This is a genomic window from Croceitalea sp. W27 (assembly GCF_055693185.1).
The window spans coordinates 3293101-3307502 of the sequence record NZ_CM146327.1 but is presented as its reverse complement, the minus strand read 5'-3'; the positions used below and the strand labels follow the sequence as shown (position 1 = coordinate 3307502).

14 protein-coding genes are annotated in these 14402 nt (G+C 36.1%); 13 read left to right on the top strand and 1 reads right to left on the bottom strand.

The annotated features are described in order from the left end of the window. Position 1: 1 nt before the first annotated feature. From ACZ1GR_RS14940 to ACZ1GR_RS14880, 13 genes are all read left to right on the top strand, one after another. A complete protein-coding gene (locus tag ACZ1GR_RS14940) occupies positions 2 to 634 on the top strand; it encodes an NAD(P)H-dependent oxidoreductase (protein WP_472609699.1) in 633 nt (210 codons plus the stop codon). 40 nt (positions 635 to 674) lie between these two features. Next, entirely contained in the window at positions 675 to 1247 is a 573-nt protein-coding gene (locus ACZ1GR_RS14935) for a YceI family protein (protein ID WP_472609698.1), read from the top strand. 235 nt (positions 1248 to 1482) lie between these two features. Beyond that, the gene (locus ACZ1GR_RS14930) at positions 1483 to 2880 is read left to right on the top strand and encodes an anthranilate synthase component I family protein (RefSeq protein ID WP_472609697.1); all 1398 of its coding nucleotides are present in this window, start codon (positions 1483 to 1485) and stop codon (positions 2878 to 2880) included. After that, positions 2881 to 3447, top strand: a complete 567-nt coding sequence (locus ACZ1GR_RS14925) for an anthranilate synthase component II (protein ID WP_472609696.1) — start codon at positions 2881 to 2883, stop codon at positions 3445 to 3447. Then, the gene (gene trpD / locus ACZ1GR_RS14920; protein ID WP_472609695.1) at positions 3444 to 4439 is read left to right on the top strand and encodes an anthranilate phosphoribosyltransferase; all 996 of its coding nucleotides are present in this window, start codon (positions 3444 to 3446) and stop codon (positions 4437 to 4439) included. The genes ACZ1GR_RS14925 and trpD overlap by 4 nt, the downstream gene beginning before the upstream one ends. Before the next feature lie 44 nt (positions 4440 to 4483). Beyond that, a complete protein-coding gene (trpC, locus tag ACZ1GR_RS14915; RefSeq protein ID WP_472609694.1) occupies positions 4484 to 5266 on the top strand; it encodes an indole-3-glycerol phosphate synthase TrpC in 783 nt (260 codons plus the stop codon). Between the two features lie 3 nt (positions 5267 to 5269). After that, entirely contained in the window at positions 5270 to 5950 is a 681-nt protein-coding gene (locus ACZ1GR_RS14910) for a phosphoribosylanthranilate isomerase (protein ID WP_472609693.1), read from the top strand. 78 nt (positions 5951 to 6028) lie between these two features. Continuing rightward, entirely contained in the window at positions 6029 to 7213 is a 1185-nt protein-coding gene (gene trpB, locus ACZ1GR_RS14905; RefSeq protein ID WP_472609692.1) for a tryptophan synthase subunit beta, read from the top strand. Position 7214: 1 nt separating this feature from the next. Further along, positions 7215 to 7976 (top strand): tryptophan synthase subunit alpha, encoded by a 762-nt coding sequence (gene trpA / locus ACZ1GR_RS14900; protein ID WP_472609691.1) that lies wholly within the window; start codon positions 7215 to 7217, stop codon positions 7974 to 7976. 82 nt (positions 7977 to 8058) lie between these two features. Continuing rightward, positions 8059 to 8574, top strand: a complete 516-nt coding sequence (locus ACZ1GR_RS14895) for a hypothetical protein (protein ID WP_472609690.1) — start codon at positions 8059 to 8061, stop codon at positions 8572 to 8574. Between the two features lie 273 nt (positions 8575 to 8847). After that, complete coding sequence (locus ACZ1GR_RS14890; protein WP_472609689.1) at positions 8848 to 9423, top strand: DUF6563 family protein; 576 nt, start codon at positions 8848 to 8850, stop codon at positions 9421 to 9423. Then, positions 9420 to 10916: a M20/M25/M40 family metallo-hydrolase gene (locus tag ACZ1GR_RS14885; RefSeq protein WP_472609688.1), complete on the top strand. Its 1497-nt coding sequence runs from the start codon at positions 9420 to 9422 to the stop codon at positions 10914 to 10916. The genes ACZ1GR_RS14890 and ACZ1GR_RS14885 overlap by 4 nt, the downstream gene beginning before the upstream one ends. Before the next feature lie 66 nt (positions 10917 to 10982). Further along, positions 10983 to 11810 (top strand): RluA family pseudouridine synthase, encoded by an 828-nt coding sequence (locus tag ACZ1GR_RS14880; RefSeq protein WP_472609687.1) that lies wholly within the window; start codon positions 10983 to 10985, stop codon positions 11808 to 11810. 24 nt (positions 11811 to 11834) lie between these two features. Here ACZ1GR_RS14880 and ACZ1GR_RS14875 read toward each other — a convergent pair whose 3' ends face one another. Beyond that, the gene (locus ACZ1GR_RS14875) at positions 11835 to 14381 is read right to left on the bottom strand and encodes a phosphoenolpyruvate carboxylase (RefSeq protein ID WP_472611825.1); all 2547 of its coding nucleotides are present in this window, start codon (positions 14379 to 14381) and stop codon (positions 11835 to 11837) included. Between the last annotated feature and the right edge of the window lie 21 nt (positions 14382 to 14402).

The following is a 14402-nucleotide window of genomic DNA, read 5'->3' as shown; positions in this document are numbered from 1 at the left end:
AATGAACAACACTTTAGAAAATAGAACTTGGCGTTATGCCACCAAGAAATTTGACGCTACTAAAAAAGTATCGTCAGAAGATTTTGAAACTTTGCTTGAAGCAACGCGCTTAAGTGCCTCTTCATACGGATTGCAGCCTTACCAAATTCTTATTATTGAAAATAAGGACATAAGGGAAAAGTTAAAACCTGTTTCTTGGGGACAATCACAGATTACAGATGCTTCTCACCTCATTGTATTGGCGAGCCTAACTAATTTTGGTTCTGAACTTGTCGATAGTTACGTATCGAACGTTTCAACAACAAGAAATATTCCAGAAGAAAGCTTAAAAGAGTACAGTGACTTTATGAAGTCTAATCTTTTAGATTTACCTAGGGAGGCTAAAGAAAATTGGACCGCCAAACAAGCATACATAGCTTTAGGAAACTTAATGCAGGCAGCAGCAGAGTTAAAAATAGACACTTGCCCAATGGAAGGTTTTGAAGCTGATAAATATGATGAAATCTTAGGGCTTACAGAAAAAGGATTGACGGCAACCGTGGTATTACCCATTGGGTATAGGTCTGAAGAAGATCAAACGCAACATTATGCCAAAGTTCGTAAATCAAAAAAGGAATTATTTACCCATATTTAATACATAACAACAAAAATCAACAAAATTTAATTTTAGAAAAATGAAAAAGAACATTTTAAGTTTAGCATTGGCCTTGGTATTCGGAGCAACCACTATGGCAAACCCCATAGATGGTGAAAAAAAAGAAGTAAACACAGAAACTAGTAAGGTAACCTGGAAAGCCTATAAAGTGACCGGATCACATACGGGTACTATTACCCTAAAGTCTGGAACATTAGAGTTTGACGGTGATAAACTTACCGGAGGTGAATTTACAGTAGATATGACTACCATAAATACGACTGATTTAGAAGGCGATTACAAAGGAAAATTAGACGGTCATTTACATTCTGATGATTTCTTTTCAACTGCTGCAAATCCGACTTCAACTTTAGTATTTACAGATGTAATTGCATCTGGCAAAAACTCATATGAAGTAACAGGAGATTTGACCATAAAGGGAATTACCGAACCGGTGACGTTTGATATTTCTATATATGGAAGCAAAGCAACGGCCAGTCTAAAAGTAGATAGAACCAAATATGATGTAAAATATGGTTCAACCTTATTTGGAGCAGCAGCAGATAAAGCTATTTATGACGAATTTGATTTGGTAGTAGATTTAGAATTTTAGTCTTTACCAATAATTGAAAAAGAAAATTACTACATCCTGTCTTTGGACAGGATGTTTTTTTATAACATAACTTTATTTGATAGTTTAAAATTGATTTCTATATTTGACCCAATGAAAACTTTGAACAACAACTGGTGGTGGAATACTTTGCGACGTACATCGTGAACTAGTCCCTATTGAAAAATATATAAAGGCTTGTCATCACGACAGGCCTTTTTTAATTTATGACCTTAAAATGAAATTTAAATTACAGACCCACTATAAAAAAATTCTAGCAGATACCATTACCCCGGTAAGCGTGTATTTAAAGATTAGGGATAAATTTCCTAATAGCCTCTTACTTGAGAGTAGTGATTATCATGCCAACGACAATAGCTTTTCATATATCTGCTGCAATCCTATTGCCTCAATTAAAATTGAAGATGAAATAATTACCAAACATTATCCGGATGGCAGCAGTGATGTCATTAAAATAACAGATGAGATAGACGTTACCCAAGAAATTGATGCCTTTAGCAAAAAATTTGAAGTAGAAAATCAAGATTTTAAGTTCATTACGAACGGGCTCTTTGGTTTTATGGCTTATGATGCCGTTCGCTATTTTGAGGATGTTGAAATTTCAAAAAAAGATAATTCAGTTGCTATTCCTGACATCTATTATGCTGTATACCAAAATGTAATTGCCATTAATCATTTTAAAAACGAGGCTTATCTTTTCGCACACTGTTTTGAAACTGAAAATAATATTCCACAGTTAGAGCAAGTACTCAAAGTAAGAAGTTTTGCTTCCTATAACTTTTCTAAAGACGGAGATGTAAAAACTAATCTAGAAGATGATGCTTTTAAAGAACAGGTCGCACTGGCAAAAAAGCACTGTCAAAGAGGTGATGTTTTTCAATTGGTACTTTCCCGAAGGTTCTCGCAAAGCTTTAAAGGCGATGAATTCAATGTGTACCGGGCACTTCGTTCTATAAATCCATCACCTTATCTTTTCTTTTTTGATTACGGAGATTTTAAGATTTTTGGCAGTTCTCCAGAAGCGCAATTGATCGTAAAAGACGGTAAGGCAGAAATCCATCCTATTGCAGGAACGTATAAACGCACCGGCAATGATGAAAAAGATGCAGAACTAGCAAAGCAATTAGCGCAAGATGATAAAGAAAATAGCGAACATGTAATGTTGGTTGATCTAGCCAGAAACGACCTTAGCAGAAATGGCAATCTTGTGAATGTAGAAACCTATCGCGAGGTGCAATATTTTTCACATGTCATTCATTTGGTTTCTAAAGTTACAGGTATGAAAAAGCCCGATATTTCAACCTTGAAAATTGTTGCCGATACTTTTCCCGCAGGTACCTTAAGTGGTGCTCCTAAACATATGGCCATGCAGCTCATTGAAAAGTATGAAAAAACCAGCAGAGGTTATTACGGAGGCGCTATCGGCTTCATGGATTTTAAAGGAAACTTCAACCATGCCATTATGATTAGAACCTTTTTAAGCAAAGACCATGAATTACATTTTCAAGCCGGTGCCGGCTTGGTTGCTGCCTCTGATGCAGAAGACGAATTACAAGAAACCTATAACAAACTCGGAGCTTTAAATAAAGCGCTTGAAATTGCTGAAACTATCTAGATGGAGAGAAAAATATTAATGATAGATAATTATGATAGTTTCACCTATAACCTGGTGCACTATCTTGAAGATTTAGATTGCGAAGTAATTGTTAAACGTAACGACCAATTAACGTTAAGTGAAATTGATGACTTTGAAGAAGTAGTACTTTCTCCCGGCCCTGGTATTCCAGATGAAGCAGGCCTTTTAAAAGAAATCATCAAAACCTATGCGAACAAAAAACGAATACTAGGTGTTTGTCTAGGGCAGCAGGCCATTGGTGAAGTTTTTGGAGGTAGTTTAATCAATCTAGACCAGGTATATCATGGTGTTGCTACAACAATAGAAATTGTCGAAGAAGATTATATTTTTAAAGGTTTACCTAAAAACATAGAAGTCGGTCGCTATCATTCGTGGGTAGTAAATTCAAATTTACCGGATAGTTTAAAAGCCACTTCCTTTGATGAAAACGGACAAGTAATGTCGTTAAGGCACAAAGAATTTGACGTCAGAGCAGTTCAATTTCATCCTGAGTCAGTTTTAACTCCTCAAGGCAAGCGAATACTAAAAAATTGGTTACAAAAATGAAAGAGACCCTAAATAGATTAATTAATCACGAGATTCTTGAAAAGGAAGATGCCAAACAGATTTTGGTAAATATTGCCAAAGGGGATTATAATACAAGCCAGATAGCCGCATTTTTAACGGTATATATGATGCGTAGCATAACTATAGAAGAATTGGAAGGTTTTCGAGATGCACTTTTAGAATTATGTTTAGCCGTTGATTTAGCTGAATATAATCCTATAGATTTATGTGGCACGGGTGGTGATGGCAAGGACACTTTTAATATTTCTACGCTATCCTCTTTTGTTACCGCCGGAGCGGGAATCAAAGTTACGAAGCATGGTAATTACGGAGTTTCCTCTAAATGTGGCAGTAGCAACGTTATGGAATTTTTGGGTATTAAATTTAGTAATGATGCCGATTTCCTAAAAAAATCGATTGATGAGGCCGGTATCTGTGTATTACATGCACCTCTATTTCACCCTGCAATGAAAAATGTAGCTCCAATACGTAGAGAATTGGCGGTGAAGACCTTTTTTAATATGTTGGGGCCTATGGTAAATCCAGCGTTTCCTAAAAACCAAATGGTTGGGGTTTTTAACTTAGAATTGGCCAGAATGTATGGATATCTATACCAGAATACTGATAAAAATTTCACCATACTCCATGCTCTTGACGGATACGATGAAATAAGTTTAACAGGTGATACCAAGACTATTTCAAATGGTTCGGAAGCCATATTAAAACCCTCAGATTTCGGTATAACAGCTATTAAAGCAAATGAAATTGTTGGTGGAAACGATATTCCAGATTCTGCCCAAATATTTATGAATGTGCTAAATGGAAAAGGTACCGAAGCCCAAAATAATGTGGTTTGTGCCAATGCAGGGGTTGCTATCGCTACGGTTGAAGACATTAGTCCAGCAGAAGGTTTTGAAAAGGCTAAAGAGTCATTACTAAATGGTAACGGATTAAAAGCATTAAAGAAATTACAGGAACTAAGTAAAAATTGATTTCTCAATCGCGAAACTCATGTCGAAATGACAAAAAATAGAACATGAACATACTTGATAAAATAGTAGCCGATAAATACAAGGAAGTCGACTTAAAAAAATCGCTTCTTCCCGTTGCGCAATTGGAACAGTCTGTTCTTTTCAAAAGGACGAGAAATTCTTTGGCTTCAGCATTGCAAAATAGTTCGACCGGAATAATTGCAGAACACAAAAGACGCTCACCATCCAAAGGCACCATAAATCAAAATACCAATGTGGGGCAAGTTGCCATTGGTTATCAAAAAGCTGATGTGTGCGGTATGAGTGTTTTGACCGATATCAAATACTTTGGTGGTTCACTAGAAGATTTACAATTGGCAAGAGCTTCTGTGACTATGCCTTTATTACGAAAAGAATTTATCATTGATGAATACCAGATTATTGAGGCTAAGTCGAACGGGGCCGATGTAATCTTGCTAATAGCCGCAGTTTTATCAAAAGAAAAAATAAAAACCTTTTCTGAACTTGCTAAAAGTTTAGATTTAGATGTTCTTTTAGAAGTACATAACGAAGAGGAGTTACATAAATCGATTATGCCAAGCTTGGATATGTTAGGCGTAAACAATCGTAATCTTAAGACTTTTGAGGTTGATTTAGATACCAGCAAAAGTCTTGCTAAAATTATTCCTGATGATTTTGTGAAAGTTTCAGAAAGCGGCATCAGTTCCCTAGAGGCCATTAGAGACTTAAAACAATTTGGTTACGAAGGATTTTTGATAGGTGAAAATTTCATGAAAACTAACAATCCCGGTAAAAGCGCTAAGGAGTTTATTCAAAAATTGAAGTAACCGATGGATTATTATTATACCAATAAAGACAAAAATCATACAACTAAAGACAAAGTGTCCTTACAGTTGAAAGTCTGTGGCATGAATGACAATACATCAGAGGTGGCAGGATTGAAGCCGGATTATCTGGGCTTTATTTTTTGGGAGCCATCAAAACGCTATTTTAAAGGTGATATGCCTGCTATTCCCCATAGTATTAAAAAAGTAGGCGTTTTTGTCAATGCAACAATAGTCGAAATCAAGCATTTGGTCGAGCAGTTCGGCTTACTTTATGTTCAGCTACATGGGGAGGAAAGCCCTGCCTTTTGCGATGAACTAAAAAAACGTGTGCCGCAACTAAAAATTATTAAGGTTTTTTCAATAAAAGACAGCTTCAACTTTGAGCAATTACGACACTTTGAAGATGTTTGTGATTTTTACCTTTTTGATACCAAGGGTAAATTACCCGGGGGCAATGGTTACACCTTTAATTGGTCTGTTTTAAAAAACTATCCCTCAACCAAACCATATTTTTTAAGTGGGGGAATAGGTATAGAAGAATTAACATCGATACATGAGTTTTTAAAAAGACCGGAATCTCAATACTGTCACGCAATAGACGTGAATAGTAAATTTGAATTGGAGCCCGGCCTAAAGGATATAAAAAAAATAAAAGAGTTTAAGGAAACATTGATTATTAAATAATGATTTAAAAAGGTTTCATTTTAAAGACAAATAACTAATCAACCATTACTTAATACTGTCAACTTAAAACTGACAACTATGAATTATCACGCTAACGAAAAAGGATATTATGGGGAATTTGGAGGAGCATTTATACCTGAAATGTTATACCCAAATGTAGAAGAGCTACGTCAAAAGTATTTGGATATCATGTATGAAGAATCTTTTCAAAAAGAATTCCATCAACTTTTAAAAGATTATGTAGGGCGACCTTCCCCACTTTACTTTGCCAAACGCCTTTCCGAAAAGCACAATTGCAAAATCTATTTAAAACGAGAAGATTTAAACCATACAGGTGCACACAAAGTAAACAATACCATAGGCCAAATTTTAATGGCTCAAAAACTGGGTAAGAAGAGAATTATAGCTGAAACTGGCGCCGGACAACACGGTGTGGCCACGGCCACTGTTTGTGCCCTTATGGGAATGGAGTGTATTGTTTATATGGGTGAAATAGATATCGAACGCCAAGCACCAAACGTTGCCCGTATGAAGATGCTCGGTGCCGAAGTCCGCCCTGCGCTTTCTGGGAGCAGAACTTTAAAGGATGCTACTAATGAAGCGATTCGCGATTGGATTAATAATCCGGTGGACACACATTACATTATTGGTTCTGCAATTGGGCCACACCCCTACCCTGATATGGTTACCCGTTTTCAATCGGTAATTTCAGAAGAAATCAGATGGCAACTGAAAGAAAAAGAAGGACGTGAAAATCCTGACTATGTGGTAGCATGTATTGGTGGTGGCAGTAATGCCGCGGGCACCTACTATCATTTTCTTAATGAGCCCCAAGTAGGTATCATAGCTGTTGAGGCAGCCGGAAAAGGCGTTGAAACCGGTGAAAGTGCCGCTACTTCTGCATTAGGAAAAGTAGGTATAATTCATGGTTGTAAAACCATGTTGATGCAAACAACTGACGGACAAATAACGGAACCCTATTCAATTTCTGCTGGATTGGATTATCCTGGGGTTGGACCAATGCATTCGCATTTACATAAATCTGGTAGAGCAGAATTTTACTCTGCCACAGATGATGAAGCGATGACCGCTGGATTGGAACTTTCGCAGTTGGAAGGAATCATTCCCGCAATAGAAACAGGCCATGCCTTCGCTATTTTTGACCATAAAAAATTTCAACCTGATGATGTGGTCGTGATCAGTTTATCTGGTCGTGGGGATAAAGATTTACAAACCTATATTGATTACTTTAAGTTGGCGTAAAATGAATAGGATTCATCAAAAACTACAGGAGGATAAAAAACTTCTTTCGATATATTTTACTGCTGGTTATCCAAGTTTAAATGACACGGTACAAATCATTCAAGATTTAGAGCGAAATGGGGTAGATATGATTGAGATTGGACTACCATTTAGCGACCCGTTAGCTGATGGACCAATCATTCAAGATAGCTCTACCGCCGCACTAAAAAATGGGATGACCACCGAAAAGCTTTTTGAGCAACTTGCCAGAATTAGAGAAACTGTGTCCATTCCACTGATTGTAATGGGTTATTTTAATCCCATGCTTCAGTATGGTGTGGAAGCCTTTTGCAAAAAGTGCTCTGAAATTGGTATTGACGGGATTATTATGCCCGATTTACCTTTAGATGTGTATCAAGCAGATTATGAAGCCACTTTTAAAAAATACGGACTACTTAATGTATTCTTGATTACACCACAGACCAGTGAGGAACGTATTCGTCAAATTGATGAAGCCTCTGACGGCTTTATTTATATGGTAAGTTCTGCAAGTGTTACCGGTTCTAAATCAGGTTTTGGGAACGAGCAAACCAACTACTTTGAGCGCGTTGCAACTATGAATTTAAAGAATCGGCAAATCGTAGGTTTTGGCATTAAAGATGCGGAAACTTTTCAACAAGCGACCAAAACTGCCAAAGGGGCAATTATAGGCTCTGCGTTTATTAAATATTTGACTTCTAATGGAATAGAAAGCATCTCTGATTTTATAAAAACGATTAGATAAAAGAATTTATTAAAAACATCAATATAAAGAAGGGTTTTTCCTTTTTGAAATGTTAGTATTGCCAATAGCTATAAACACTAACATGAAAAAATACTTCTTTTTAATCTTAATCGGTCTACTTACCCTAAATTCCTATTCACAAGAAAATACTAGTCAAGAAGCGCCAAAAAATGTAATTCAACTCTCGCTTGGGTCTTTTGTACTTGAAAACTCGGCACATCTTAGCTATGACAGGCTTATTGCTACTAAAGAGAAAGGCTTTTTTAAATCGTATTATTTTACTGCAAAAGCGGGCGGGAATTTTACCTTGGACTTTAGTGGAAGTAATAGTGGCACTGGACTTTTGACTGCTATAGGGGTTACAGGGCTAACAGGAAAAGGAAAGAGTCACTTTGAAGTAGGTTTGGGGCTAGGGTATTTTTTAGACCGTAGAAGAAATGATGACAATTTAGAAGAAGGCATAACACCAGGAGATGATAGTACGTTTTACCCAAGCATATCAATAGGTTACAGAAAGCAATCTCCAAAGGGCTTTGTATTTAGAACCGGCTTAGGTGCTGCAGAATGGTTTTATATAGGGTTTGGCTATAGTTTTTAAGGCCTATTGCTAGCTTTTTTGATATCTTTTAGCAAGTTGTTAATAGTTGTAATCGAGCAAAGCATAGCTTTATTTCTAATAATTATAATGTTTTTACTTAATAAAAATCATAGTTTAGTATGAGGTCTGAAAACCACTAAACTCAAAAAAACTGTGAAATCTATCACTCATATTAAAATAAATGTTAGCGGGTTAAATAGTATTCTGTTCGTATTTCTTGTATTATTCAGCTTATTTAGTGCGACTGGACAATTATTTCCAAAAGGCATTTATATGAACACTAATGAAATAAAGCAAAAAAAACCTTCAAATAATGCTTTTCTTAAATTAGAAAAAAGAACATTAGGAGAAATTAAAATGTCAGGTGGGAACGACTACCGTTTGACATCTTTAGATAAATCAATCTCTAGAAAGGAAATAAAAAAGAATATTCTAGCCTATTCTTCAGGAGATACTTTATACATTAATTGCTTTAAATATAAAGCTCAGCAATGGTATTCACCTGTTCTTAATAATGGAAGATTTCTATTATTCCTTGGAGGAATATCCCAAGATGAAAACCTATTTAACTATCAAATTCAAGAAACTGAAACATCAATGTTTTGGAGCAAGTTAGGCGGGGCCATAGGTTCTGGAATTCAAGCTGCCAAATTAGCACAATTAAGATTCCCTTATCTATTAGATACAACCAATAACAAAATTATTTATTTGAATGATTTTGGGTTAGAAGAACTTTTGAGTGAACATAACTTAGAGCTTTTAAAATTGTATCGGGGAAAAAAAAGTCAAAATAGAGATCCAATAAATGAACTAATCTTAAAATATGTCTATAAACTAAATAACTTATGAGGGTAATCCTATTGCTTATTTTAACCATATCGATTTCATATACTTATTCCCAAGACTCTTTATTACTAAAAGCACAAGTAGCAAATTCCATCAATGAACTACAAGATTTTGTGGCTATACCCAACGATGCCTTAAATGCGAATGACATTCAGAGGAATCTTTTTTGGCTTAAGGAAAAATTCACCCAACGTGGTTTTAACACCGCCGAATTGGAAACTGAAAACCACCCCTTATTTTTTGCGACACTTCCTATGGAAGAAGGCAAGCCTACGGTACTCATTTATATGCATTTTGATGGGCAATCTGTTGACCCAGGCAAATGGAATCAGGCTAGTCCTTATAAAACTGTTTTAAAGCAACCTATAGAAAATGATTTTGAAACTATTCCCCTTGAAACTTTAAAAGACAGTATAGATTACAATTGGCGTTTGTTCGGTCGTTCTACCTCAGACGACAAAGGCCCTATTGTAATGCTATTAAATGCCTTTGATTTATTGAAGAAAGAAGTAAAAACACTGCCTTTTAACGTAAAAGTAATTTTAGATGGTGAAGAAGAAAAAAGTAGCAAACCATTACCAACGGCGGTAAAAGAGTATCGAGAGCTATTAGAAGCGGATTTCTTATTAATTGCAGATGGTCCAGTTCATTCTTCTGCAAAACCAACAGTCGTTTATGGTTGCCGCGGTATTACCACACTTTCTCTAACTACTTATGGTCCTGTAAAACCGCAACATAGCGGTCATTACGGTAATTATGCTCCTAACCCAGGTTTTCAATTGGCACAATTATTAGCTTCAATGAAAGATACTGAAGGCCGTGTAACCATAAAAGGTTATTATGATGGTATCACTATTAGCGAAGCAGAGCAGAATATTCTAAAAAGTGTTCCGGATAGCAATCAAGCCATTGCGGAAAAGTTGCAATTTAAATCAGCTGAAAAAGTAGGAAGCTTTTACCAAGAAGCCTTACAATACCCCAGTTTGAATATTCGTGGGTTAGGCTCAGGATGGATAGGAAAAGAAGCCCGGACCATTGTTCCTGCCTCGGCAACCGCCGAGTTGGATTTACGCTTGGTTCCAGAATCTGATGGCAACAGATTGAAAAAATTGGTAAAATCACATATTACCAATCAAGGATACCATATTTTAGACCATGCACCTACAAAAGAAGAGCGGCTCACCCATACTAAAATCGTAACTGTTCTAGAAGGCTCTGTTACCGATGCCTTTAGAACAGATTTAGATAATGAATATGGAGATTTTCTTGTTAATACAATGAAACAAGCGTTCAACGAAGATGTTGTTCAAATACGGATTATGGGAGGAACAGTGCCCATTGCCCCTTTCATTAATGAGTTACAAATACCTGCTTTTATTGTACCTATGGTAAACCCCGATAACAACCAACATAGCCCCAATGAGAATTTAAAAATTGGGCAGATGGCATATGGGATAAAGGCTTTTTATGCTCTGTTAAGTACAACTCCAAACTAAAAACCATCACAATCAGAAAACATTCAACACACTGAAACCCATATTGCAGTTAAACTAAGTACCCCAATGCGGCTTCAAGAATATGGTGTTGATATCTTTACTTCTATTTCTACCAAATCTGCTTTAAAAAAGATTCTAAAAAAAGGATTTATCAAGGTGAACGATGTCGTTGCTACTAGTGCAACCTTTATTAAGGGAGGAGAATGTATTTCCCTATCCATTCCAAATGAAGAAACACCAAAGAAAAGGCTAGATTTTAAATTAAAAGTATTGTTTGAAGATGATTATTTGGCTTTAATACATAAACCTGCAGGTATATTGGTCAGTGGTAATAGTTTTAAAACCGTTACCAATGCCCTATCTCAAAATCTAAAAGAAAGTACAGCGATAGACGCTGTAAAGCCACAACCCATACATCGACTTGATTATGCTACAACTGGTGTTTTATTGATTGGAAAAACAAGGAGTAGTATTCGTATACTCAATGCGCTATTTGAGAACAAAAAGGTTGAAAAAACCTATTATGCCATTACTATTGGTGATATGAACCCACAAGGAGAAATCACCTCAACCATTGATGGCAAACCATCAGAATCAAGGTTCACCTTGCTAGATTCTGTTTCCTCTAAACGCTTTGGCATACTAAATTTGGTGGTATTAAAACCTAAAACAGGAAGAAGACATCAACTACGTAAACACTTGGCAAGTATTGGAAATCCAATACTAGGGGATGCAAAATATGGTCCGAAAAATATGATTTTAAAGGGTAAAGGTTTGTACCTGCACGCTTATGCATTACAATTTAGGCATCCCTTTACTAAAGAAGACATCTATATAAACGATGAGCTTCCTCATAAATTTTATAAGATATTCCCCGACAAAACGGCTCTATAAAAACAAGTTTTACCTTCAAATTGATTACGCAGAATTTCTACTTGCGTTGATATTACCGTATAGTGAGCGAGTCACTATCTTTTCGTATAATGATTTGAACTCAGAGTTTTTTGTAATGTGATACAAAGCATTTTGTTGAATTACCAATAAAGGCAGCACTATTTTCTCCCTTATTTTCACAGACTCTCTTGAGACCGCTTCATTTTCCATCAAGATTTTTTGCCCTGAAATCTGTAAAAGCATTTTTTCAGATAATTGGCATTCCTCATGAAGTATATTCCAAAACGCTCCAAATTCAGAGTCGTCTTTCATGTAATTGGTTAGGTCAAAATTCGTTTTTGCCAAAGACATCATACTATTTGACATTAAGGCCCTAAAGAAAGGAACTTCTTTATACAAGTTTTTTACTTCTTTGAGTCTTCCTTGGTCTGCTAATGCTTTGATAGCAGTTCCTAAACCAAAATATCCCGGAACATTTTGCTTTAGCTGACTCCAAGAACCTACAAAAGATATTGCTCTTAAATCAGATAGTTCAAGCTGTTTTTTATTTCCACGCTTGCCAGGTCGACTACCGATATTGGCGTTCGAATAGTATTTTAAAGTACTACGATGCTCCAAGTAAGGAATAAACTTATCGTGCTGTTTTAAGGCATCATATTTTGCGAAACTCAATTCAGATAATTCTTCGATGAGCTTTCTTTGCGCGGCTGAAATTGTATGTTCTTTACCGAACAGATTATTACTAAGCCCAGCAGTCAACAATTGTTCTGAATTGTGCATAAACTGCTCTTTTGTACCGTAAGTACTCGTAATGGTTTGCCCTTGAATGGTCAATTGAATTTCATGATTGGCCACATCTTTGGTCTGTGCGGCATAAAAACGATGTGTTTTACCACCACCGCGCGCCGGTGGTCCTCCCCTACCATCAAAAAACATCACTTTAATACCATTCTTTTTACAAACCTTGCTCAAGGTTTCTTTTGTTTTAAGAATAGACCAATTTGCCTTTAAATAACCGCCATCTTTTGTACCATCTGAAAAACCAAGCATAATGGTATGTGCTTCTTGTCTTCGCTCAAGATGCTTTCTGTAGGCTTTAATCTCAAAAAGTGTTTGCATTACTTCTTCTGCGGCATCCATACCTTTCATTGTCTCAAAAAGAGGAACTATGTCAAAGGTAATATCTTCTTCTGCCCAGCCTGTCCATCTAAATAACCCAAACACAAAAAGAACAGAAAAAATATCTTCAGAATTGCTAATAATGTAGCGGTTACATCCTTCTTGACCGTTTCTTGCCTGAATTTCCTTAAGCTGTTGAATATTGGTAATGGTATCTTTTACAAGACCTTCTTTAAAATCTTTAGCGTTAAGTTGTAAGTCTTTTTTGAGCAACCAATTAATCAATTCCTTCTTCGAAAGTTCGTCTAGACTTTCTTTAATTGCCCCCGCTTTCTTAAGAATCGTCTCTACTACGAGCAAATGTTTGCTGTGGTCTTGGCGAATATCCAAGGTCGCAAAATGCGTTTTAAAAATATGGACTTTGTCTATTAGTTTATTTAAATCTTCTAAATAAAGACCATGGTAGTCTTCATTTAGTTTTGTGCTAATTTCAATCAACGAGCTTATTATGGCTTCATAACTTACCAGTGCCCTCGCATCGAACATTGATTTGTAAAGGCTATCGCTCAACTTATTCAAATCTTCTTGCAAGCCCTTAAAAGTTAACTTTTTACGAAGCGATTTCAAATCATTGTAATAACACTTCATCAAATTGATACGTAACTCATCTGCAACTTGTTTTGTTATCTCGGCGGTAACAAAAGGGTTTCCATCTCTATCTCCACCCGGCCAGAAACCGAGCTTCATAATATCATAGTTGGCAAAATCAGCAACGCGAATATTGCTTTTTACATATTGGAACAATTCACCTATGGCATCGTAATAGGTATTTCTTAAAATATATATGATGTTTTTTGCCTCATCTAATGGCGTGGGTTTTTTAGCATTCACCAAAGATGTAAGACCTAATTGCTGCAATGTAACGTCAATATCGTTAATCTGATTGCTATCAATAAGTGTTCGAAGCTCTGTAATGATATCTAGAACCGCTGGGGTGTAAAATTGAGTTGGATGCGCCGTCAAAACGATACGAGCACTAAAGGTAGAGAGCTTCTTTGCAATTTTGTCCCAATTTTTATTTTTATCAACTAAACTGAAATAGTCTTTTATTGAGAGTGAGTTGGTATACTCTTGAAGCTTTGGAAATGCGGAATCTTCAACACTGTCATAAAGAACAACCTGGCGTTCTACATATTGTATAATACGAAACATAAAATCGAGTCGTTCTCTTTCATCCGTTATACCAACAAAACTATTGAAAAAAGTATCTAGAATTTCTTGAGGTTTCTTACCGTCTTTTAGTCCTTTTTCGCAATGGTCAAAAAGCAATGGTATCAGCATACCAACGTTTTCGATATTCCGATAGGGTAGGCTTAAAAAAAGACTATTGTAAATATTGAACTTATTAGTTACCGATTTTTTAAACTCTTCTAATCTTTTTGCCTGCTGCATTTGTTTCATCGCTCCGCTATT

What these genes read in the sequence shown, in the direction of transcription:
- ACZ1GR_RS14940 (WP_472609699.1), top strand. Translation starts at nt 2, where the DNA reads ATGAACAACACTTTAGAAAATAGAACTTGGCGTTATGCCACCAAGAAA.
- ACZ1GR_RS14935 (WP_472609698.1), top strand. Translation starts at nt 675, where the DNA reads ATGAAAAAGAACATTTTAAGTTTAGCATTGGCCTTGGTATTCGGAGCA.
- ACZ1GR_RS14930 (WP_472609697.1), top strand. Translation starts at nt 1,483, where the DNA reads ATGAAATTTAAATTACAGACCCACTATAAAAAAATTCTAGCAGATACC.
- ACZ1GR_RS14925 (WP_472609696.1), top strand. Translation starts at nt 2,881, where the DNA reads ATGGAGAGAAAAATATTAATGATAGATAATTATGATAGTTTCACCTAT.
- trpD (WP_472609695.1), top strand. Translation starts at nt 3,444, where the DNA reads ATGAAAGAGACCCTAAATAGATTAATTAATCACGAGATTCTTGAAAAG.
- trpC (WP_472609694.1), top strand. Translation starts at nt 4,484, where the DNA reads ATGAACATACTTGATAAAATAGTAGCCGATAAATACAAGGAAGTCGAC.
- ACZ1GR_RS14910 (WP_472609693.1), top strand. Translation starts at nt 5,270, where the DNA reads ATGGATTATTATTATACCAATAAAGACAAAAATCATACAACTAAAGAC.
- trpB (WP_472609692.1), top strand. Translation starts at nt 6,029, where the DNA reads ATGAATTATCACGCTAACGAAAAAGGATATTATGGGGAATTTGGAGGA.
- trpA (WP_472609691.1), top strand. Translation starts at nt 7,215, where the DNA reads ATGAATAGGATTCATCAAAAACTACAGGAGGATAAAAAACTTCTTTCG.
- ACZ1GR_RS14895 (WP_472609690.1), top strand. Translation starts at nt 8,059, where the DNA reads ATGAAAAAATACTTCTTTTTAATCTTAATCGGTCTACTTACCCTAAAT.
- ACZ1GR_RS14890 (WP_472609689.1), top strand. Translation starts at nt 8,848, where the DNA reads ATGAACACTAATGAAATAAAGCAAAAAAAACCTTCAAATAATGCTTTT.
- ACZ1GR_RS14885 (WP_472609688.1), top strand. Translation starts at nt 9,420, where the DNA reads ATGAGGGTAATCCTATTGCTTATTTTAACCATATCGATTTCATATACT.
- ACZ1GR_RS14880 (WP_472609687.1), top strand. Translation starts at nt 10,983, where the DNA reads ATGCGGCTTCAAGAATATGGTGTTGATATCTTTACTTCTATTTCTACC.
- ACZ1GR_RS14875 (WP_472611825.1), bottom strand. Translation starts at nt 14,381, where the DNA reads ATGCAGCAGGCAAAAAGATTAGAAGAGTTTAAAAAATCGGTAACTAAT.